This is a genomic window from Pseudomonas fluorescens NCIMB 11764 (assembly GCF_000293885.2).
GTDB classification, from domain to species: domain Bacteria; phylum Pseudomonadota; class Gammaproteobacteria; order Pseudomonadales; family Pseudomonadaceae; genus Aquipseudomonas; species Aquipseudomonas fluorescens_B.
The window spans coordinates 4,510,715-4,534,179 of record NZ_CP010945.1 but is presented as its reverse complement, the minus strand read 5'-3'; the positions used below and the strand labels follow the sequence as shown (position 1 = coordinate 4,534,179).

Here is a 23,465-nt window from a genome sequence, read left to right as displayed (position 1 = left end):
TCAGCGCACATTCTTCCTGCCTCGGAAGACACAAAAACAATAACTGTCCTTCTGTCCCCACCGGGTGCAGAAAAGGAGTGCACGATGCAACCTTCGGTAAAAGCTCTGCTAGCCCTCACCTGCATGACCCTCAGCAGCGTCAGCCTCGGCGCGCAAACCCTGACCATCGCCACCGTCAACAACAGCGACATGATCCGCATGCAAAAGCTCTCGAAGACCTTCGAAGCCGAGCACCCGGACATCAAGCTCAATTGGGTGGTGCTCGAAGAAAACGTCCTGCGCCAACGCCTGACTACCGACATCGCCACTCAGGGCGGGCAGTTCGATGTGCTGACCATCGGCATGTACGAAGCGGCACTCTGGGGCGCCAAGGGTTGGCTGGAACCGATGAAGGATTTGCCCGCCACTTACGATCTCGACGACGTTTTCCCTTCGGTACGTGAAGGTTTGTCGGTCAAGGGTTCGCTGTATGCCCTGCCGTTCTACGCCGAAAGCTCCATCACTTATTACCGCACCGACCTGTTCAAGGAGGCCGGGCTGACCATGCCCGAGCGTCCGACCTGGGAACAGATCGGCGAATTCGCCGGCAAACTCACCCATAAAGACAAAGAGCAGTACGGCATCTGCCTGCGCGGCAAGGCCGGCTGGGGCGAGAACATGGCGCTGATCACCACTATCGCCAACGCCTATGGCGCACGCTGGTTCGATGAGAAATGGCAGCCTGAATTCACCGGCCCCGAGTGGAAAAACGCGCTGAACTTCTACGTCGACACCATGAAGAATTCCGGTCCGCCGGGCGCGTCGAGCAACGGCTTCAACGAAAACCTGGCGCTGTTCAACAGTGGCAAGTGCGCGATCTGGGTCGATGCCAGCGTGGCCGGCTCGTTCGTCACCGACAAGACCCAGAGCAAAGTCAGCGAACACGTGGGATTCACCTACGCGCCGCACCAGACCACCGATAAAGGCTCGGCCTGGCTCTATTCCTGGGCGCTGGCAATTCCGACCAGCTCCAAGGCCAAGGACGCGGCAAAAACCTTCAGCGCCTGGGCGACTTCCAAGGAATACGGCGCACTGGTTGCAGCAAAGGACGGCATCGCCAACGTGCCACCAGGCACTCGGGCCTCGACCTACAGCGACGCCTACATGAGCGCCGCACCGTTCGCCAAGGTAACCCTGGAATCGCTGAAAGCGGCGGACCCGAGCAAACCGACGCTCAAGCCCGTGCCGTACATCGGCATTCAACTGGTGACCATTCCTGAGTTCCAGGGCATTGGCACCCAGGTTGGCAAGTCGTTCTCGGCCGCGCTGATCGGCCAGACCACGGTCGATCAGGCCCTGACCGCCGCCCAGCAAACCACCGAACGTGAGATGAAGCGCGCGGGTTATCCCAAGTAACCCCACCATTTCAATGTGGGAGCGAGCCTGCTCGCGATGAGGCCATGACATTCAACATCAGTGTTGGCTGATAAATCGCTATCGCGAGCAGGCTCGCTCCCACAGTTGATCTTCATCGTCTGTTCCCAATCGGTTTTAACGCCATGAATACTTCAACTGCCAAAGCTCACATGGACATTCCCCAGCCGGTGCGTAAAAGCCGGTTGGCCAATCCCGGCTGGTTTCTGGTCAGCCCCTCGGTGGCGTTGTTGCTGCTGTGGATGATCGTGCCGTTGGGCATGACGCTGTATTTTTCGATGATCCGCTACAACCTGCTCAATCCTGGTGAAAACGAGTTCGTGGGACTTGAGAACTTCACCTACTTCCTGACGGACTCCGGTTTTATGCCCGGTGCCACCAACACCTTGTTGCTGGTAGGTAGCGTGCTGTTGATCAGCGTGGTGTTCGGGGTATTGATCAGCGCGTTGCTGGAGGCCAGTGAGTTTCTCGGTCGCGGCATCGTGCGGGTGATGTTGATCTCGCCGTTCTTCATCATGCCCACCGTCGGTGCGCTGATCTGGAAAAACCTGATTTTCCACCCGGTGTCGGGGATTCTCGCCTACGTCTGGAAACTCTTCGGTGCACAACCGGTGGACTGGCTGGCGCATTACCCGCTGCTGTCGATCATCATCATTGTCTCGTGGCAATGGCTGCCCTTCGCGATCCTGATTCTGATGACCGCCATGCAGTCTCTCGACCAGGAACAGAAAGAAGCCGCGCGCCTCGATGGCGCCGGGCCCATCGCGATCTTCTGGCACTTGACCCTGCCACACCTGGCGCGTCCCATCGCCGTGGTGGTGATGATCGAAACCATCTTCCTGCTCTCGGTGTTCGCCGAAATCTTCACCACCACCAACGGAGGCCCCGGCTATGCCTCGACCAACCTCGCCTACCTGATCTACAACCAGGCGCTGGTGCAGTTCGACGTCGGCATGGCGTCCGCCGGCGGTTTGATTGCGGTGGTGATCGCCAACATCGCGGCCATCGTGCTGGTGCGGATGATCGGCAAAAACCTGACAGACAAAGCCTGAGGCCTGCGCCATGACCCTTCAACAATCCCGTCGCCTGCAAAGCCTGCTGCTTGGCACCCTGGCCTGGGCCATCGCGATCCTGATCTTCTTCCCGATTTTCTGGATGGTGCTGACCAGCTTCAAAACCGAGATCGACGCGTTCGCCACGCCGCCGCAGTTCATCTTCACGCCGACGCTGGAGAACTACCTGCACATCAACGAGCGCAGCGATTACTTCAGTTTTGCCTGGAACTCGGTGGTGATCTCCTTCAGCGCCACGGCCCTGTGCCTGCTGATCGCGGTGCCTGCGGCCTACTCGATGGCGTTCTACGAAACCCAGCGCACCAAAGGCACACTGCTGTGGATGCTCTCCACCAAGATGCTGCCGCCGGTGGGCGTGCTGATGCCGATCTACTTGCTGGCCAAGAGCTTTGGCCTGCTCGACACGCGGATCGCGCTGATCGTGATCTACACGCTGATCAACCTGCCGATCGTGGTCTGGATGATTTACACCTACTTCAAGGACATCCCCAAAGACATCCTCGAAGCCGCACGCCTCGACGGCGCCACGCTGTGGCAGGAAATGGTCCGGGTGCTGTTGCCGATCGCCAAGGGCGGTCTGGCTTCCACAGTGCTGCTGTCGTTGATCCTGTGCTGGAACGAGGCGTTCTGGTCGTTGAACCTGACCTCGTCGAAAGCCGCGCCACTGACCGCGCTGATCGCTTCGTACTCAAGTCCCGAAGGCCTGTTCTGGGCCAAGTTGTCGGCGGTGTCCACGCTGGCCTGCGCGCCGATCCTGATCTTCGGCTGGATCAGCCAGAAACAACTGGTCCGCGGCCTGTCGTTTGGTGCAGTGAAATGAACATTGAAAGCAAAAGATCGCAGCCTTCGGCAGCTCCTGCGCGGGACGTCGTATCGGCATAAATCTCCTGTAGGAGCTGCCGCAGGCTGCGATCTTTTGATCTTAAAAATAACAAGCGGAGGCCCACCACCATGGCCAACCTGAAAATCAAGAATCTGCAAAAAGGCTTCGAAGGCTTTTCCATCATCAAAGGCATCGACCTGGAAGTGAACGACAAGGAATTCGTGGTCTTCGTCGGCCCGTCAGGCTGCGGTAAATCCACGCTGCTGCGGTTGATCGCCGGCCTGGAAGAAGTCAGCGGCGGCACCATCGAACTCGATGGCCGCGACATCACCGAAGTCAGCCCGGCCAAGCGAGACCTGGCGATGGTGTTCCAGACCTACGCCCTGTACCCGCACATGAGCGTGCGCAAAAACATGTCGTTCGCCCTCGATCTGGCGGGCGTACCCAAAGCCGAAGTCGAGAAAAAAGTCGGCGAAGCGGCGCGTATCCTCGAGCTCGGGCCGATGCTGGAGCGCAAACCGAAACAGCTGTCGGGCGGCCAGCGTCAACGCGTGGCCATCGGCCGCGCCATCGTGCGCAACCCGAAAATCTTCCTGTTCGACGAACCGCTGTCCAACCTTGATGCTGCCCTGCGCGTGCAGATGCGACTGGAACTGCTGCGCCTGCACAAGGAGCTGCAAGCCACGATGATCTACGTGACCCACGACCAGGTGGAAGCCATGACCATGGCCGACAAAGTGGTGGTGTTGAATGGCGGCAAGATCGAACAGGTCGGTTCGCCGCTGGATCTGTATCACCAGCCGGCCAACCTGTTTGTCGCAGGCTTTCTCGGCACGCCGAAAATGGGCTTCCTCAAGGGCAAAGTCACCCGTGTCGACAGCCAAAGCTGCGAAGTGGCGCTCGATGCCGGCACCCGCATCACCTTGCCATTGAGCGGCGCCAACCTGAGCGTCGGCGGCGCGGTGACCCTGGGCATTCGCCCGGAGCATCTGGAACTGGCGCAAACCGGCGACTGTACCTTGCAAGTCACCGCCGACGTCAGCGAGCGCCTGGGCAGCGACACCTTCTGCCACGTGCTGACCGCGTCCGGTGAAGCGCTGACCATGCGCGTTCGCGGCGACCTCGCCAGCCGCTACGGCGAAACCCTGAGCCTGCACCTGGACGCCGAGCACTGCCATTTATTCGATGCCGACGGCGTGGCGTTGACCCGTCCGTTGCGCGCTGCGGCCTGACTTCAGAGAGCCTGTGATGAAACTCAATAAACAGAACCTGCAGCACCTCGCACCCGAAGTGGTCCTGCCCGCCTACGCCCTGAGCGACACCCGCCAAGGCATCGCGCACATCGGCGTCGGCGGTTTTCACCGCGCCCATCAGGCGTATTACACCGACGCCTTGATGAACACGGGCGAAGGCCTGGACTGGGCGATTTGCGGCGTCGGCCTGCGCGCTGAAGATCGCCGCGCCCGGGATGATCTGAAGGAGCAGGATTACCTGTTCACCCTGTTTGAACTCGGTGACACCGACGACACCGAAGTCCGGGTCATCGGCGCGATCCGCGACATGCTGCTGGCCGAGGACGGCGCGCAAGCGCTGATCGACAAACTCGCCAGCCCCGAGATCCGTATCGTCTCGCTGACCATCACCGAAGGCGGTTACTGCATCGACGACAGCAACGGCGAATTCATGGCCCACCTGCCGCAGATCCAGCACGATCTGGCGCACCCGGACTCGCCGAAAACGGTGTTCGGTTTCCTCTGTGCCGCGTTGGCCAAACGCCGCGCAGCCAGCATCCCGGCGTTCACCTTGATGTCCTGCGATAACCTGCCGCACAACGGCGCGGTCACTCGCAAAGCCCTGCTGGCCTTCGCCGCTTTACGCGATACGGACTTGCGCGACTGGATCGCCGGGCACGTGAGCTTTCCGAATGCCATGGTGGACCGCATCACGCCAATGACCAGCACCGAACACAAGCTGCAATTGCACGACAAGCATGCCGTCGACGATGCCTGGCCGGTGGTCTGCGAGCCGTTTGTGCAGTGGGTGCTGGAAGACAAGTTCGTCAACGGGCGTCCGGCCTGGGAGAAGGTCGGCGTGCAATTCACCGATGATGTGACGCCGTACGAAGAGATGAAAATCAAACTGCTCAACGGCAGTCACCTGGCACTGACGTATCTCGGGTTCCTGAAGGGATATCGCTTTGTTCACGAGACCATGAACGACCCCCTGTTTGTGCGCTACATGCGCGCCTACATGGACCTGGACGTGACACCGCAGCTGTCGTCCGTTCCCGGGATCGACCTGACCGAGTACAAGAACACACTGGTCGAGCGTTTCTCCAATCAGGCGATTGCCGATCAGCTGGAGCGAGTGTGTTCGGACGGTTCGTCGAAGTTTCCGAAGTTCACCATTCCGACGATCAACCGACTGATTGCCGATGGCCGGGAGACCAAACGTGCGGCGTTGGTCGTGGCGGCCTGGGCGTTGTATTTGAAGGGGGTGGATGAGAATGGTGATACCTACTCGATTCCCGATCCGCGCGCCGCGTTTTGCCAGGCGCTGGTGGCGGATGATGCGTTGATTACCCAGCGGTTACTGGCGGTGGAGGAAATTTTTGGCTCGGCGATTCCGCATTCAGCCGAGTTTGTGGCGGCGTTTGAATGGTGCTGCAATAGCTTGCGAGAGGTGGGTGTGACGCGGACGCTGGAGCGGGTGCTGGCTTAATGGTGAAACTACTGCCCTCGATGGCTGCCTGACAGCCTCCCGACATGTTGAATACGCTGATATCGAACTGACACAGCAAGGACCGCCCATGGCAAACCAACAATTATTCCTCGGCATCGACTGCGGCACCCAAGGCACCAAGGCCATCGTCCTCGATGCGGTCAGCGGTCGGGTCCTCGGCCAGGGCGCCGCCGCGCATACGTTGATCAGCGGCACCAATGGCCGCCGCGAGCAGGACACATCGCAATGGCTTGAAGCGTTCACTTCAGCGACTCGCCGAGCCTTGCTTGCTGCCAACGTCGACGGCCAGCAGATCCTCGGCATTGGCGTCTCCGGCCAGCAACACGGTCTGGTCCTGCTCGACGATCAAGGCCAGGTGCTACGCCCCGCCAAACTCTGGTGCGACACAGAAACTACCGCGGAAAACGAGCGCCTGCTCGCTCATCTCGGCGGCGAAAAAGGCTCGCTGGAACGCCTCGGCGTGGTCATCGCACCAGGTTACACGGTGTCAAAACTGCTTTGGACCAAAGAACAGTACCCGGAGGTTTTTTCCCGGATCGCCCGCATCCTGTTACCCCACGACTACCTCAACCACTGGCTCACGGGCCGCAGTTGCAGCGAGTACGGCGACGCCTCGGGCACCGGTTATTTCAACGTGCGCACTCGCCAGTGGGACTTGCAACTGTTGCGCGACATCGACCCCAGCGGGCGTTTGCAAGCCGCGCTGCCGGAGCTGATCGACGCCCATCAAGCGGTCGGCACGATCCTGCCGGACATCGCCGAACACTTGGGCATCAACCCCGAGGCGCTGGTGTCCAGCGGCGGTGGCGACAACATGATGGGCGCTATCGGCACCGGCAACATCCGACCCGGCGCGATCACCATGAGCCTCGGTTCCTCAGGCACGGTGTATGCCTATGCTGATCAACCCAAAGTCAGCCCGGACGCCTCGGTCGCGACGTTCTGTGCCTCCAGCGGTGGCTGGTTGCCGCTGATCTGCACCATGAACCTGACCAACGCCACCGGGATGATTCGAGATTTGTTCGCGCTGGATATCGAGCAATTCAACCACCTCGTTGCGCAAGCGCCGATCGGCGCCGAAGGCGTGTGCATGCTGCCGTTTCTCAACGGCGAACGCGTCCCCGCCCTGCCCCATGCCACCGGCAGTTTGCTCGGTTTGACCATGACGAACCTGACGCAAGCCAACCTGTGTCGCGCCGTGGTCGAAGGCACGACGTTCGGTTTGCGTTACGGGCTGGACCTGCTGCGCCAGAATGGCTTACAAAGCCTGCGCATCTGCCTGATCGGCGGCGGCTCGAAAAGTCCGGTATGGCGGCAGATCGTCGCCGACATCATGAACACCCCAGTGATCTGCACCGAACAAAGCGAAGCCGCCGCCCTCGGCGCGGCGATTCAGGCCGCGTGGTGCAAGTCCTGGGCAAACGGCCACGAAGACAGCCTGGCGGACCTGTGCGAGCGTTGCGTGAAGCTCGACCTCGCCAGCGAAACCTTGCCGATCGCAGCAAACGTGGCAGCCTGTCAGCAGGCCTATGAACGCTATCAACAGCATGTCGCAACCCTTTAGAGAGTGAACAACTATGTACCTGGTGTGTGGCGAAGCGCTGTTCGATTTCTTCAGTGAAGACGACGCCAGCGGCCTGGCTTCAACAGTGAATTTCAAGGCGATTGCCGGTGGCTCGCCGTTCAACGTCGCGGTCGGTTTGCGCCGGCTCGGTGTGGATGCGGCGCTGTTTGCCGGGTTATCGACCGACTACCTTGGCCGGCGTTTGCAGCAAGTGCTGCGAAATGAAGGTGTGCGTGCGGATTACCTGGTGGATTTCGCGGCACCGACCACCCTTGCGATGGTCGCGGTCGGCGCCAATGGCTCGCCGCATTACAGTTTTCGTGGCGAAGGCTGCGCGGACCGACAGTTGAAACCGGAACATCTGCCGCAACTGGGCGCGGAAGTGCGCGGCTTGCACATCGGCTCGTTCTCGCTGGTGGTGCAGCCGATTGCCGACACGTTGCTGGCCTTGGTCCAGCGCGAGAGTGGCAAGCGTCTGATCAGTCTCGATCCCAACGTGCGACTCAATCCTGAACCGAACATCGATCTCTGGCGTACGCGAGTGGCCACGCTGGTCGTGCTGGCCGACCTGATCAAAGTCAGCGATGAGGACTTGAGCCTGTTATATCCCGAGCAGGATCCGCAGCGAGTGATTGAAGGCTGGTTGCAGCATCGCTGTCAGTTGGTATTCCTGACCCGTGGTGGCGAGGGTGCGACGGTGTTCAGCCGCCACCATGGCTCGTGGTCGGTGCCGGCCTGTTCGGTGAAGATTGCCGACACCGTGGGGGCTGGCGATACGTTCCAGGCGGCGTTGATTACGTGGTTGACCGAGCAGCATCTGGATTCGGTGGAAGGTGTGCAATCGCTTGCGCGCGAGCAGATCGACGGGATGTTGAGGTTTGCGGTACAGGCGGCGGCGCTGACGTGCAGCAAGACCGGGCCGGATTTGCCATATCGGCAGCAGTTGAATTTGCGCTGAATGTGAGGGCCTCATCGCTAGCAGGTTAGCTACTCCCACATTGAATCGATGCCGAACACAAAATCTGTGTTCACCGAAGATCTACTGTGGGAGCTAGCCTGCTAGCGATGGCTTTCTGTCAGGCGCTGAAAACGAATGCGTGCACCGGCAAAGAAGCGTTCGCCCGCCCGGCCAACGAAAACGCCCGTTTCCATTGGCCTGAACTGCGCCATTAAGGGTTTCCCCGATGCAGCCCTGCCTCACCGCCTACGGCATTTGCGCCTTGAACCAGCAGGTTTAATCCTGCACCATCCGCATCTGCTTATCCAAAGGACGGAATTCAAGGCATGCTGGACGCAAACGCAACCCATATTTCCCTCACGCTGGAAGGCGTTTCCGTTGACCTTCAGGTACTCAGTTTCGTCGGTCGCGAAGCCCTCAATCAGCCCTTCTGTTTTGACATCGAACTGGTCAGCGCACGCCCCGACCTGAAGCTCGAAGAGTTGCTGCACAAGCGCGGCTGCCTGACCTTCGGCGCCACCGGCAAAGGCATCATTCACGGGCTGGTCTATCGCATCGAGCAAGGCGACTCCGGCAAAAGCCTGACCCGCTACAGCATCAGCCTGGTGCCGCAACTGGCGTACCTGCGGCATAACCATGACCAGCAGATCTTCCAGCACTTGACGGTGCCGAAGATCATCGCCCAGGTGCTCGAAGCCCGTGGCATCCTCGCCGACGCCTACAGCTTCCAGCTCGGCGCGATCTACCCGGAGCGCGTCTACTGCGTGCAGTACGACGAATCCGACCTGCATTTCATCCAGCGCCTGTGCGAAGAAGAAGGCATCCACTTCCATTTCCAGCACAGCAACAGCGGCCACAAACTGGTGTTCGGCGACGACCAGACGGTATTCCGCAAACTGGCGCCCGTGGCCTATCAGCAAGACTCGGGCATGGCCGCCGAGAAACCGGTGATCAAGCGCTTCAACCTGCGCCTGGAAACCCGCACCACCCGCGTCAGCCGTCGTGATTACGATTTCGAAAAACCCCGCATCCTCCCGGAAGGCGCAGCTTCCAGCGCATTCTCCCCGGACCTGGAAGACTACGACTACCCCGGCCGTTTCACCGACCGTGCCCGCGGCAAGCAATTGGCAACCCGCGCCCTTGAGCGCCACCGTAGCGACTACAAACTCGCGGAAGGCAAAGGCGATCAACCGACACTGGTCAGCGGCCACTTCATGGCCCTGAGCGAACACCCGCGCGCCGAATGGAACGACCTCTGGCTGCTGCTGGAAGTGGTCCACGAAGGCAAACAACCGCAAGTGCTGGGCGAAAACGTCACCAGCGACGTCACCCAGAACAAAGACGATTTCCATCAGGGCTACCGCAACCGCTTCCTCGCCACGCCGTGGGACGCGCACTACCGCCCTGCCCTCGAACACCCGAAACCGCAAGTCCTCGGCAGCCAGACCGCCATCGTTACCGGCACGCCCGGCGAAGAAATCCACTGCGACGAGTACGGCCGCGTCAAAGTGCAATTCCACTGGGACCGCGACGGCCAGGCCAACGACAAGACCAGCTGCTGGCTGCGCGTCGCCACCGGCTGGGCCGGCAGCGCCTACGGCGGCATTGCCATCCCCCGAGTAGGCATGGAAGTGCTCGTCACCTTCCTCGAAGGCGACCCCGACCAACCGCTGATCACCGGCTGCCTGTACCACAAGGAAAACGTCGTCCCCTACGATCTGCCGGCGAACAAAACCCGCAGCACCTTCAAGACCCTCAGCTCCCCGGGCGGCAAGGGCTACAACGAATTTCGCATCGAAGACAAAAAAGGCGCGGAACAGATCTACCTGCACGCCCAGCGCGACTGGGATGAAAACATCGAGCACGACCAGAAAATCCGTATCGGCAATGAACGCCATGACACGGTCGAGGCCAATGTTTTCAGCGAGTTCAAGGTTGAAGAACACCGGATTACCCATCTGGACCGCAAGTCTGAGGCGCGGGCGGATGATCACCTGACGGTGGCGGTGACCCAGCATGTGAAGGTCGGGACGGCGCAGTTTGTCGAGGCCGGTCAGGAGATTCATTACCACGCTGGCGAGAAGGTGGTGGTTGAAGGCGGAATGGAACTGACGGCCAAGGCTGGCGGGAGCTTCGTCAAGGTTGATGCGGGGGGTGTGACGATCAGTGGGGCTGAGGTGAAGGTTAATACCGGGGGCTCGCCTGGGGTGGGTACGCCTGCCGCGCCGTTGTTGCCGGGGCCGATGAAAGCGGCGGATGCGGATGTCGCGGGCAAAGCGCCTCTCCCCAGCCGCCTCAACGAATCGGGTATTACGCCGTTGTGCGGCAAACAAAGCAACGGCGCCTGCAGCCGTAAGGATTGCACATGCATGTAACCGCCATGAACACCCTGCTGGCCGCACCTCGTTACGGATTCGAGTCGCTGCCCAGGGAACAGTCCAGTCAGGTCCTGTGTTTCATCATCGATCGCGCACGCCAACCCGAGGCGATGTCGCGTCTGTATCGCATCGGCGAACCGATGAATGCTCAAGCCTTGTACAGCAGCACTGACTTTGCGGAAATCGCCAATGACGGTCCGCTCTGGCTCACAGCACCTTGGGGCAGCCGATTGGCAGTCGAAGCCACGCGATTGTGCGAAGAAAATCACTCGGGCATTGCCCTGGTCGCAGAAGACGCCACTCAGGCACTCGCACACGCGCGCTGGTTGCTACGAGCCAACGACGGTTCCGGCGGCCAAAGCCTGTTGAGTTATCATAAACCTAGCCTGTGGGCTGCGCTGGCCTACACCGCAGGCGACACGTCCATTCAATTGTTCGGTCCTTGGCAAGCAGTGTATAGCCCTGCCCCGAGACACTTCGGCAAAGAGCGCGGCGCGTGGCTGTCCTGGACGGCGAAGTCGGAACTGAAGTGGCGTGGCGATGGCCCGGCGTTCAACCTTCCCGACAACGCAGCAAAGATTCAAGCGCGGCTGGGGTGGTTGTACTGGGTCGATGAGCAATATGCAGCGTTCGGTAAGCCCGGTGATGACCGGATCAATGAAATTACCGAGAACCTGGACCTTTTGCTCAAAAACAACATCTACGAAGGTGATCACTTGCTCAAGCTCGCCTCCGTCGTCGACGGACCGCGGCTTGAAACACGGCCAGAAGCAATGGCCATCCTGCAATCCAGGGAAGAGTCATTCATCAAGGTTGAACAGCTGATGCAAACAGCATCCGCCAATCCCCAATGAACCCGACGCAACAACAGAACGGAAGCACCATGGAAATTACCAATCATTCAGTCAATCCTGGTGAAACGCTCAGCCAGATTGCTACTCGCTACAACACCAATGTTGCGCAACTGCGCCAGATGAATCCATTCATTACCAACCCGAGTGCGATTAAACCGGGTTGGAATCTTAGTGTTCCCAAGAGTGCTCAGGCTGAAGCGGTTGCAAAACCAGCGGCCCCTTCAACGGCAGCTTCCCAACCTGCTCCAACGGCCGAAAGTGCAAGTGCGCCTGGCCCTAAGCCCATTGACTTGGGGCCGAAAAAAGACTTTACAGAAACGTGCGCCCCCAGCTTCAAGGATCAGCCCAAGCCTTGTTCCAACACGTACGGCACCGCAATTTATGCAACTGACGAAGAAGAGTTTTGGTTACTGCCCGAGCGCGCCGCCTCCTCGATGAAGGAGGCGATGCACGCTCTGGAGAATCAAATTGCCCCGAGTAAATCCCGCGATGAGCGCCTCAAGGGATTAGATGACAGCGGATTACTGAATTACTTCCTTGAGCCAAAACTGAGTAATTTTCTCGAGGGCGAACAGCGCCAGCGAATGGAGGAGATTGAAGCTCAGGAACCGAATATCGAAATGGACCCAGGAATGGTCCTTCGCAGCCGCCAAGAAGTAAAACGCGCAAAAGAAAAGGACGCACCAAAGGCCGAAACGCCGAAAACCGATACTCAGCGCTCACGTATAGATCAGCTTCAGTCGGATATCGATACTCAGAACCGTATCCGGGATGATTACAGCGAGCTACGCAAGTTACGCAGCGAGTGGTTGGCGCTAAAAAAAACAGCTATTGCCGCCGCCGAAAAGAAGGGTCATACGTACGAGAACGGTACGTTGTTCGCTGCCGGGGCAATCGAGGCTCGCGCTCGCGTCCAAAATTACCTGGAGAAACGCAAGGCGCTGATCAGTGAAGGTGGCATCAAGCCACAGGCTCAGGAAGATATCGCCAAGCTCCTTGAAACTGACAAGAAAAAGCGTGATGAACTGCAGAAGTGTTTATACACCTGCGAAGGCGATACATACGCCTACCTGGCGTGGAAGCATGGCGAAGCCAAGTCGTTTGCCTATCACGAATACACCGACGCGATTATCAAAGTAGCGGAATACGGGATCGCCTTACCTGAGTACGCATTGATCAGTGGCGATGACATCACTACAGGTATCGAGCAGTTCAAGTTGTTTCTCGATACGGAAAAACAGCAATCGGAAATCAATAACCGCTTGCGTGAAAAATACAAAAACTGGATCGAAGCGACGGGTCAAAATGCCCAGGCACCTGCCGGTCTGGTCGAAGCCGAACGTGCCGAATGGGACCGTTTGCAAGTTGTAAAACAGGGCTTACACGAAAAGGCTCAACAAAAAGTCGCTGCTGACCCTATTCGACGTCACTTATTATGGGAGCCTGAACAGTTTGAGCCTCAGCCGGTTGATCGGCTTGTCAAAGATGGCTTTCCGCTAAGAGAGGTCAGCACACTGGCTACAAGCGGCACGCCGTTGAAGTGGTTCAGTTTGCTCAACCTCAAGGGGGCGCCAAACCTTCTTGAGGAAGACTTGAAAAAAGCCGGCAAGAGCGCAAAAAAAATTCTTGAAGGCATCCCAAAAAATGGTGACGGTGGTGCAAATAAAAACAGCGCGCAGAAGGTATTTGGCCAGTGGCTGGCAAGCCAGGGCGCGCTAAAAATTGGAGATCAAGCCGGCGATTGGTTTGATACCAATGGTTGGTTCAATATCGACAAGTTTTACAGCTTCTTGCAAACCAACGGCTATAAAGTGACTCAGCTTGAGGATGCCGGTGCGCGAAAAGAATGGGGCGAGCATCTAAAGCAGGTCGTATTCAAAAAGAGTGTTCGTGGTGAAGTGAGGCTTTTCGACAAGAGCCAGCAGGCGCAGTTTGTCCGCTGCCTTGCGCCGCCGCAAAAAAAACTGCATGGCGAAGTGAAACTGGAAGGTCCCTCCTTCTCTGCCGCTGAAGGCTTCAAGACGTCGGCCAGTGCGTCACTGAGCTTTGACTTGGCTCGAGGTGAAGTGGAACTGCTTAAAATCGACATGCCGACTCGCGAAAAAGCCAAGGATGTGACGGTCGATTACTATCTCGAAGGTAATCCTCAACTTCAGACCTTGAACCTCGGCCGTATGTCCTTCCATTTCGGTGCCCGTGCGTGGGGATACGCCGGTGCGTCGCTCATGCTCGCCGGTAGTATTGAGCTGGTCCCTATAGGCGGCAATACCAAATATGGCGCGACACTCAGCCCTGTCAAACCGGCACAGCGCGAAGATACCGAAGCAAAGGCCGAACGGAAGACCCACGAAGAAACGATCAAAACCAAAGCCGACAATGGTGATACCAGCCCTACCCCAGACCTTGAATACAAGTCCAAGGCGCTCACGGCTGTCGATACCAAATCAAGTGGCCAAGTCATGTCCGGCAAGGCCGCCAACGTACAAATTGAAAATGGCATAAAGGCCAATTTCAATCTGTTCGCCGGCGTGCAAGCAGGTATCCAACTGACAGGGGCTTTGAATTGGGCTCCGCCTAAAGCATTGGCTGTATTGCGGGCAGGACCCTCCACCGGAATCAATAACAGCAAGGAGGCTACGAGCGCTAGCCAATGGCTAACGCTTGCCAACCTCAGCGGATCTTTAGGTGCTGCCTATGGCGCGGGCTTGCAGGGCAATGCTGGAGTTTCTCTGGATAAGGGTAAATTCATTCTCAATCTTAAAGCAACGGTTGTTCTTGGGCCGGGTGCAAGTGGTAGTTTCAAATTTGAGGTAGGTTACGAGGCTGTTGTAGAGCTTATCAATATTTATCGACGTGAGCTGTATAAAGCTAAAGGCGCTTCTATTAGCTGGATTACTCCAGAGGCTGCTGAACAGGCTTCTGCACTAAACATGCTCGGTGCGGTCGGGTTGGATGTGGCAATGATCTATATGATGGGCATCGACGTTATTATGAATCTATATGACGCGATGACCAGTAGTGGAAAGGGAGGGCCCATTGCAGACACTATTATTGAATATGAAAATCAAGCCGAATTGCAAAAATGGTTTATGGAAGCAACTCCCGCGGCCTTGGGCCCCCTCCTTATGACGCTCAGTTCTGAGCCGGAAGAGTTTTCAGTAATTTCAACGAACCAAGACACAAGTGAAAGTAAAAGTACCGATCGTAAGTACGTAAAACAGGAAGCACGTTTGCTCCAACAACGAGCTCTCGACAGAGTGATTTATTGGGTAGGATCAACGGCGGATGGCGCAGAAGCGTTAACCAAAGCTCAACAGCTATTTGAGGACGCTTGTAAATGCATGAACAAACTAGGCGTCGCACCTAAAGAGTCCGGGCAAGCGTATTGTGAGAATAGATACAGACTAGATAATTTTATGGCAGTTCCTGTACTTAGCATGGAACGTGCGGAAGGCGTTAAAGCTCGGGCCCGCTATAAATCAAATGTGAAGAAAATGGGTCAGCGTATAGACGCGTTCTGCAAGCTGGACTTTCGGGAAAATAGCTATATCCCGATGACCACCATGAAATATTCCGGCCCTTTATAATCGAGTCAACTAAACATGTTAAAAATGAAAAATGCCGTTTGCATTGCCTTATCAACCCTATTCTTTAGCTTTGTGGCGCAGGCAGAAGTATCGACACAGCAAGTGAAAGCAAAGGAAAAGGGTATTGAGCTTTACAATCAATTCAAAGCCATATCTGCAGTCCCCTATCTGAAGGCAGCAGCGGAAGGTGGCGATCGTGAAGCACAGTACTACTTGGGCGAAGCGTTACGCAAAAATAACAAATATATAACTCCAGAAGCTCAGAGCGCGTATGAAGCCTCTGCTCGCCAAGGTGATATATATGCAATGATAAGATTGTCTCAGCGCAATAACGATCTCTGCGTTGAGATGAACAACTGCTCAGGTGAAAAAAAATCGCCAAACGAGTGGTCCAAAAGTGCCTTAGAGGCTGCTACGAAAGAAGCTGAAAAAGGTGACGCCGAGGCTATGTATTTGATGTACCGGATAACCGGAGACGACAAATGGTTTGAAAAATCCGCAGACGGAGGTTTTGCGCTAGCGCAGTACTATCTAGCGGCGGATTACCGTGAAGGTAAAGGTTTCTTCCTGACACCTTCAAAACGCGCGGAGATGGTCGAACGCTGGATGAAGGCATCTGCGGAGGGTGGCAACCCTCAAGGTATGTTGGCGTATGCCGCGATTCAGGGTCGAAAAAAGGACTGGGAGCAATTCAGGTCGTGGAATGAAAAAGCAGCAATGACTGGATATGTCAGCGCTGTATATGGTTATGGCTCTTACTTAGCAGGACAATCGCCGGAATACGGCTTTAAGGAGGATCTAGTAACAGCCTATGCATCCATTTCCTGGGTGCTTGAACTAGACGGTGGGGGCGGCATGCGAGAATTTGCACAAGATGAACTCCCGGAAATCGCGGCAAAAATGACTGGGGAACAGATCGAAAAATCAAAAAAAACCCTGACGGAATGGAAAGCAACCCGCCCACCACTATCCTTCTTCCCTGACAAGCTATGAACTATTAACACTATGAAAGCGTATTTTTTCGTAGCCCTCTTCGCGATCGGTTTGTCCTCAGAGGTTAGCGCACAATCTACTTCGGACCGAAGTACATCGATACGTCAGGCAAGCCTGAAGAAATCAGCTATCGGAAGCTTTCTGACGCTTGCAGTTATCAGAACTGACTGAAAGGCCTGATTTTGCACTTTGCGGTACTCCTGTGAGGGATCAGGCGCTATGCTTTGGCGCCTCCCTCACTGCCGCAAGGATCCGCCATGCAGTTATCGTTTCGTATCGTGTCGGCCTTCACTTCCCTCCTCTGTTTTTACTGGCCCTGGTCTGGGGTTTGATGCCGTGGCCCTGAGCGAACACCCGCGTGCCGAGTGGAACGACCTCTGGCTGTTGCTCGAAGTCGTGCACGAAGGCAAGCAGCCGCAAGTGCTCGGCAAAAACGTCACCAGCGACGTCACCCACAACAAAGACGATTTCCATCAGGGCTACCGCAACACCTTCCTTGCCACCCCGTGGGACGCGCACTTCCGCCCTGCCCTCGAACACCCGAAACCGAAAGTCCTCGGCAGCCAGACCGCCATTGTCACCGGCCCGTCCGGCGAAGAAATCCACTGCGACGAATACGGCCGCGTCAAAGTGCAATTCCACTGGGACCGCGACGGCCAGGCCAACGACACCACCAGCTGCTGGCAACGCGTCGCCACCGGCTGGGCCGGCAGTGCCTACGGCGGCATCGCCATCCCGCGCGTCGGCATGGAAGTCCTCGTCACCTTCCTCGAAGGCGACCCCGACCAACCGCTGATCACCGGCTGCCTGTTCCACAAGGAAAACGTCGTCCCCTACGACCTACCGGCGAACAAGACCCGCAGCACCTTCAAGACCCTCAGTTCACCGGGCGGCAAGGGTTACAACGAGTTCCGCATCGAAGACAAGAAAGGCGCGGAACAGATCTACCTGCACGCCCAGCGCGACTGGGATGAAAACATCGAACACGACCAGAAAATCCGCATCGGCAACGAGCGGCATGACACGGTTGAGGCCAAGGTTTTCAGTGAGTTCAAGGTTGAAGAGCACCGGATCACGCATCTGGATCGCAAGACTGAAGCGCGGGCGGACGATCACCTTACTGTGGGCGTGACTCAGCACGTCAAAGTCGGCACAGCGCTGTTTGTTGAAGTTGGTGAGGAGATTCACTATAACGCCGGCAACAAGGTCGTGGTTGAAGGCGGGATGGAACTGACGGCCAAGGCTGGCGGGAGTTTCGTCAAGGTCGATGCGGGTGGCGTGACCATTAGTGGTGCTGAGGTGAAAGCCAACTCGGGGGGTGCGCCGGGTGTGGGAACAGGGATTGGAATCCTTGCTCCGCTTATTCCAGGTGCAGCTGCAGCCGCCATTGCGGGGCAACTATTGAGCAGCCCACCGGTTGGAAAATTTAACGCCGCCCCTGATTCGGCGCCACCTGCGGTGGAAGAGGAGCTTGAGGAAGAGGAAGAAGAGGTCGAGCTGGAAGACATCACCTTACGGGTTGGGATGTTCTTCGATGGGACGGGCAACAACCGCAACAACAGCGAGCGTGTGTTTGGCTGCTTTGCGCCGGACGTGAACCTGGAGGAAGCAGCTGAAGATATTCGTCAGTTCTGTGCGGCTCACGGTTATGACGGCAAGGGGAGTTCACCGGACAACAGCTATGGCAATGATGTCAGCAACGTGGCCCGGCTCTATGAACTTTATGAAGACCACTCGAACATAGCGAGGCCAATCGATGCCAAGACGGCCAGCCTGCGAGTTTATGTGGATGGCATCGGTACCAGCAGTACCGCAGAAGATTCCACTTTTTCGCAAGGCACAGGTATAGGTGTGCAGGGCGTCCGGGCGCGAGTGGAAGAAACACCGCCGCTTATTCTCAAGGCTATCCAAACATTTCAGGACAACAATCCCGATAAGCGCGTGGCGAAAATCGAATTCAATATTTTCGGCTTCAGCCGTGGCTCCGCAGCGGCAAGGGATTTTGCCAATGAGGTATTAAAGGGGAACCAAAGTATCCTCGCAAAAGTGTTGCCGATGGGTACTCCGATATTGTCGGACAGCTTTTCCTGGACGCCGCATTCTGATGTGTCCATAAATTTCATTGGCGTTTACGACACGGTTGCGGCTATTGCCAATCCGCTGGTGGGGGACTGGACTGGTAATAACGCTTATAACCCAGGGATCAATATCCATCTGGCGCCAGATGCGGCTAAGAAAGTCGTTCAATTGGTCGCTCGAAATGAACGCCGTTACAACTTTGCCCTCAACAGTCTTGGGTCGGCCGATATTGTCCTGCCTGGTGTGCATTCGGACCTGGGTGGCGGCTATTTACCCAAAGCGATGGAGCGCATCCTGCTCAGTAAACCGCGTCAAAGCGCGGTCGAAGAAAGGACGTCTTTCGCTGAAGCCAACAGTTACAAACGTGCCCAGCAAGACTTGAGTCGGCTTCAAGATCAACTGGCCCAATATAATCTTTCGTTGGAGATCCGGACGTGGGAGGTGCCGTTTCGTAGCACCGACAAAGACAATCGCAAAAACATGAAACACGTTTATGCCGCAGTCAGCAGCCAACGCGAAGTCCGCAGTGATTTGTCCTTGATTTACTTTCGGATCATGCGCGAACTGGCTGTGGAAAACGGAGTACCCTTTGGCGAGATTGACGAAGGCGAACCGCGACTAGCGCTGCCTGCGGAACTTGTTCCCATCTCCAAAAAAATGATGGACTACGCTCAGGGGAAAAGCAAAACAACAGGGCTGACTCCGCAGGAGGAGGAACTGCTGTTCCAACGCTACGTTCATATCTCCGATAACTGGAACGCCGCTAAAAGTCGAAATAATAGCGATCTGAATATCGTCTTCATTAATCGACCAGACGAAAACTCTGTGCGCACGGTGCATCCTAATGAGTAATTCTATCCGTATCGCTCTTGTCGTTTTTCTGCTCAGTGGCTGCACATTTGCTAGCAGTAGCTCAATGCCTTACAAAGCATGGACTCTGGGGTTCTCGGCTCCTGATTACATGGAGGTCTGGATCGAAACAGCCGATGTCGTCGACATTCAGGACCATGTGTTTCAACGTGCGGCGAGTGGCATCGCGTCAATGCAAGCACCTCCCAACAACGCCGGCAATCCACGTGGTTGGCCGAAAAGAGGGCCTGCCGGAGGCGGAAAACGTGTGACAGGGGCGGACTTGCCCCAACAGATCTATGTCCGCTGGCAATCGCTGGTCGAACCGCAAACCTACCTGATGGTGATAAAAATCCCCGAAGCCACTCGAGAGATCATGCGCAAGGGGGAGAAAGTGTTCTGCGCGGCCGATGGGAAATGGATCACAGGTTATCGTGATTCAATCGGCATAAGGCTGGTCCCCGGAGGTATCGCCAGAGTCTGGGTAGGCGGCCCTTGCATGACACCGATCGAGGTAACTACGGTAAAAGCCGTGATTGATCCGCGTGGCCCGTATGAAGGTAAGTCTGGTGGTCACCACCGGCCCCTTTCAGCGGCTTCCAAAGCCTATGTCGAGAAGTTTGGTGTGCCGTACGACTCTTGGAAGTAGGTCAGAGCTGGCCCTTTAATTACCTTGGATGCGAAGGGGGGAACCTCGTCCGATGAAAAAAGCGGAAAAAATCCTTAGCCAAAAAATACGGCGTATTAGGTTCTCTGAAAATTGAGGCGTGACCGAAAATGAAAAAACGACAAAAATTTTTTAGTGAAACCCACTACAAAAACTTCCAAAAAGAGCATGATGAAGTACTCGAATTTTTGAAGACAAACACTTTTGAATCCGACTCTCCCGAGGAAGAAGCAGCACTTCGTTCAAGGCATTTGCAAAGGCTTGCACTGGACAGACTTTTGGCTGCTTACACGGCAGGGGAAGAAATAGTTTATTTAATACCTCTGCTTGACGATCTTATTGAAAAATACGAAATAAGACAGACCAAGTTACAGGAGCACGAAAACCTTCCTGATATATCCCCACTAGCAATTGACGACTGGCCTTACCAATATGAAGAATGCGTGCAGGTCATAGGTTTTTGTATATTACTACACCGCACCGACCTACTTAAACGCTTTGTAACGTTAATAGACAACGCGGGATATGCTGGTGATGACACCCTATATGAAGATCTACTTACCAAGTTGCTGCCCAACAGGCACGATGTTGATCAGTGGTTTCACGATCTCTACTCGCCTTTAGTTCAGGCAATCTATGCAGGCAGCAAAGAGGAGGCAGCCAAGTTTCTTAAAAAATATTGCAGCCAATGGTATCCCGCATTTAAACAAGCACAATGGCACGACTTGCATCTACAAGGAGAAAATGGAAATTACGTCGGATACTGGGCAATAGAGGCGGGAGCTATTGCATTTCTGTACGGCATAGACGACAGCAAAATAGACCATATGGTTTATCCGAAAGCTTTGGTCGAATATGCTAGAAACTATAAGGGTGCATTGGGCTCACAGACTAATCGAGTTGTTGCCGGTGACCCCTGCAGTAAAACGGGCTATTGGTTCACACCGGTTCAAGCAAACTCAAGACGCCACTTCCAGCAAGGTGAAACTATGCCGAGCATCAGTGACTCGAAGTGGGGAGATACACTTTGGTATTGGTCGGGCGAAGAATAGACCCTGTATAACTCCGCTCAGTGTTCATTCGTGACCCTGAGCGAAGAAGCGTTGCGGCAGATTGCGACTATGGCCCGTCGGAAACGGTCATCCATAAAATCACAAATATTTAAGCCAGTGCCTTTTTCAGAAACGGACGTCGAACTCAACTCATGGAACTTCATTTCACCATAACCCCCGCACTTACCCAGTCCCGATTGGCTGGAGAAACAGATATTCGATGCAGGAAAACTGCGTGCTGAACTCGACGAGATCATTACCGGCGTGAAAGGCTCCTCTACATTCCAGAGCCTTCCTAACTGGGCGAAAATATCCGTCGTCACTGTCCTCGCCGCCTCCCGCGACAACATGCCGGCCATGGTGGGGATTGTTGAGAAGCGGTTGGTTAAATGGAAAGGGATGCAGCGTAATAGTTCTGCGGCATCTTCCGGTTCCACCCACCCTAAGAAAGCAGATAAGCCCGCAAGTAAAGATGCGACAGTTGCAACACATGGTAAAGATGATCCAAGCGCAGGACACTCGAACAAGCCCGCAAATTCCAAACTAGGCATACAGACCGCTGACATTCTTAACGAAGGGCTGGGAGTATGTGGTGAGCATATAGCAGACTATATTTGTGCAGAGACCTTTGGTTGGGGAAAACAATGGGATGGGCACGATAAAGGTGCGGACGGCAAATGGTTGAGTGGAAATCCAAACAGCAACACTTTTGGCAAACTGTCAAAAGGTGGTCTTCCGAAAGCAAGACATGTCCTTTACAAACTGACCGATGGTGCTAACGACACCGGTATTGATTCAATTTGGCGAGCAGACCCAGCGACTAACGGTAACAAGAAGTTTGCCATCGTCGAAGCCAAGGCTAGCAAGCGAGAAGATGCTCCAAAATTTTTGCAGATTGAAGGTACCAAACCAAAAATCGCATCAAAACTGGGCCTTTCAGGTGTAGTTGACCCTTCCGAGTTACTCGAACCTATCATTGATGCAGAAGGCACCAAGACAGAACCAGCAAAAAAGAAGGCAGGGGGCAAAATGGGAGGAAAAGCGGGTGGCAAATCTACCCAGCCCCACCCTAAACCAGAACCAGCCGCGAATGGCGCTAAAAAAAGCGGCAAAAAGAAAAAGTATTTTGTGCAGATGAGTCGTGTGTGGATCAATGACAAATTGCCGCTTGCAATTAAGGATATTGTTTTAAAAGAAGAAATTATGATGTCGTACAATCGACATCTTTTTTTCACACCACTTTATCATTCTAGTTTAAGTTCGAAAGCACATGCACATGCACATGCACATGCACATGCACAAGCACAAGCACAATTAGCAAGTGCAGCAGAAGCAACACACCGTGAACATACCGGCTTTCACTACGACGAAGAGGAAGTACGTGTGGCCGTCAACAAGCGGCTGGCTTCGCTCAGAAAGAAATTTGGTGAATTGGATATTCTTAAGGAAGAGGCCAAACGAACAGCATGAACAGACGACAAAAATTTATTTTTGATTCTTACTATCAAAAATCTATAAATCTTTACGATACGACTGAGTTGCGTTGGATTGGATTGGTAAAACAATGCAGGCAGACTCTCCAGCCCAAGAGAAATCCTTACGTACTGGATACTTCAAAGATGCAGCCTTTAACGCTTTACAGATCAGTTATACCGCTGGAGAACCCATTGAGAGCCTTATACCTCGACTAGAAAAACTTATAAAACACTACGAAATTTATCAGCAAGCACTTGCTGACGAGGAAGGTGAACCGGATATTTCACCATTGGCCATCGACGACTGGCCTGGACAGTATGAAGAGTGCGTTCAAGTAATAAGCCTTTGCATTCTGTTGCATCGTACGGACCTGTTGACTCGCTTTGTCGCATTGTTAGACCGTGCAGGGTATGCCAAGGAAGATACCCTTTACGAAGACCTGCTGCGCAAGCATCTCCCTGGACGCGCAGATTTAGACGAGTGGTATCACGATCACTACACACTGCTTATTAGAGCGATCTACGCAACCGACCCAGAAGAGGCCAGCGACTTACTAAAGCAATATTGCAAGGAGTGGTATCCCGCCTTTGCAAAACTGCAAACCAGCTGGCACGACAGTCATTTAGATATTGAAGACGACGATGGAAGTTACGTCGGCTATTGGGCCTTTGAGGCCGCAGCAGCTACTTTTTTGTACGGCATTGATGACAGCAAGTTGGATCATTTGGTCTACCCGAAGGATCTGGTGGAGTATGCCCGGGTTAACTCACAGTCCGCTACAACGCAAATTGGTCGTATCGAAGCGGGAAAACCGTGCAGTAAAACAGGCTATTGGTTTACTCCAGCAAAATCTGATTCTCGCCGTTACTTCAATCAAGGCGAGGTAATGCCGGGGTTCAGTGACTCCCATTGGGGCGACACTATTTGGTATTGGTCGGCTGAAGAATAATTTTCGCG

16 protein-coding genes and 1 pseudogene are annotated in these 23,465 nt (G+C 55.3%); all 17 read left to right on the top strand.

Features of this window, described 5'->3' with window-relative positions:
• Window positions 1-84: 84 nt before the first annotated feature.
• The 17 genes and pseudogenes from B723_RS20810 to B723_RS20735 all read left to right on the top strand — a co-directional run bounded on the left by B723_RS20810 (window position 85) and on the right by B723_RS20735 (window position 23,457).
• Window positions 85-1,395 carry an ABC transporter substrate-binding protein gene (locus B723_RS20810; protein WP_017338728.1) on the top strand — a complete coding sequence of 437 codons (1,311 nt, stop codon included), beginning with the start codon at window positions 85-87 and terminating at the stop codon, window positions 1,393-1,395.
• Between the two features lie 143 nt (window positions 1,396-1,538).
• Window positions 1,539-2,465, top strand: a complete 927-nt coding sequence (locus B723_RS20805) for a carbohydrate ABC transporter permease (protein WP_017338727.1) — start codon at window positions 1,539-1,541, stop codon at window positions 2,463-2,465.
• A gap of 10 nt (window positions 2,466-2,475) precedes the next feature.
• A complete protein-coding gene (locus tag B723_RS20800; RefSeq protein ID WP_007936731.1) occupies window positions 2,476-3,306 on the top strand; it encodes a carbohydrate ABC transporter permease in 831 nt (276 codons plus the stop codon).
• A gap of 131 nt (window positions 3,307-3,437) precedes the next feature.
• Window positions 3,438-4,541 carry an ABC transporter ATP-binding protein gene (locus B723_RS20795; RefSeq protein WP_017338726.1) on the top strand — a complete coding sequence of 368 codons (1,104 nt, stop codon included), beginning with the start codon at window positions 3,438-3,440 and terminating at the stop codon, window positions 4,539-4,541.
• Between the two features lie 16 nt (window positions 4,542-4,557).
• A complete protein-coding gene (locus B723_RS20790; protein WP_017338725.1) occupies window positions 4,558-6,030 on the top strand; it encodes a mannitol dehydrogenase family protein in 1,473 nt (490 codons plus the stop codon).
• A gap of 88 nt (window positions 6,031-6,118) precedes the next feature.
• On the top strand, window positions 6,119-7,615 hold the full coding sequence (xylB, locus tag B723_RS20785; protein ID WP_017338724.1) for a xylulokinase: 1,497 nt from the start codon (window positions 6,119-6,121) through the stop codon (window positions 7,613-7,615).
• 13 nt (window positions 7,616-7,628) lie between these two features.
• A complete protein-coding gene (locus B723_RS20780; protein ID WP_017338723.1) occupies window positions 7,629-8,573 on the top strand; it encodes a carbohydrate kinase family protein in 945 nt (314 codons plus the stop codon).
• 326 nt (window positions 8,574-8,899) lie between these two features.
• Window positions 8,900-10,948, top strand: a complete 2,049-nt coding sequence (locus B723_RS20775) for a type VI secretion system tip protein VgrG (protein WP_017338721.1) — start codon at window positions 8,900-8,902, stop codon at window positions 10,946-10,948.
• On the top strand, window positions 10,939-11,805 hold the full coding sequence (locus B723_RS20770; RefSeq protein WP_010460479.1) for a DUF4123 domain-containing protein: 867 nt from the start codon (window positions 10,939-10,941) through the stop codon (window positions 11,803-11,805). Before B723_RS20775 ends, B723_RS20770 begins: the two co-directional genes overlap by 10 nt.
• 29 nt (window positions 11,806-11,834) lie before the next feature.
• Window positions 11,835-15,392 (top strand): LysM peptidoglycan-binding domain-containing protein, encoded by a 3,558-nt coding sequence (locus B723_RS20765; protein ID WP_010460481.1) that lies wholly within the window; start codon window positions 11,835-11,837, stop codon window positions 15,390-15,392.
• Between the two features lie 15 nt (window positions 15,393-15,407).
• Window positions 15,408-16,385, top strand: coding sequence for a tetratricopeptide repeat protein (locus tag B723_RS20760; RefSeq protein ID WP_010460484.1), 978 nt, complete (start codon window positions 15,408-15,410; stop codon window positions 16,383-16,385).
• Window positions 16,386-16,474: 89 nt separating this feature from the next.
• Window positions 16,475-16,552 (top strand): annotated as a pseudogene (locus B723_RS33740) (DUF2790 domain-containing protein); the annotation flags it as partial.
• A gap of 169 nt (window positions 16,553-16,721) precedes the next feature.
• Entirely contained in the window at window positions 16,722-19,316 is a 2,595-nt protein-coding gene (tssI, locus tag B723_RS20755) for a type VI secretion system tip protein TssI/VgrG (protein WP_017338720.1), read from the top strand.
• Window positions 19,309-19,962, top strand: coding sequence for a DUF2931 family protein (locus B723_RS20750; RefSeq protein WP_017338719.1), 654 nt, complete (start codon window positions 19,309-19,311; stop codon window positions 19,960-19,962). Before tssI ends, B723_RS20750 begins: the two co-directional genes overlap by 8 nt.
• 128 nt (window positions 19,963-20,090) lie before the next feature.
• Entirely contained in the window at window positions 20,091-21,032 is a 942-nt protein-coding gene (locus B723_RS20745) for a PoNe immunity protein domain-containing protein (RefSeq protein WP_017338718.1), read from the top strand.
• A gap of 264 nt (window positions 21,033-21,296) precedes the next feature.
• Window positions 21,297-22,502 carry a hypothetical protein gene (locus tag B723_RS20740; protein WP_017338717.1) on the top strand — a complete coding sequence of 402 codons (1,206 nt, stop codon included), beginning with the start codon at window positions 21,297-21,299 and terminating at the stop codon, window positions 22,500-22,502.
• A gap of 73 nt (window positions 22,503-22,575) precedes the next feature.
• Entirely contained in the window at window positions 22,576-23,457 is an 882-nt protein-coding gene (locus B723_RS20735; protein WP_338012306.1) for a PoNe immunity protein domain-containing protein, read from the top strand.
• Window positions 23,458-23,465: the final 8 nt, after the last annotated feature.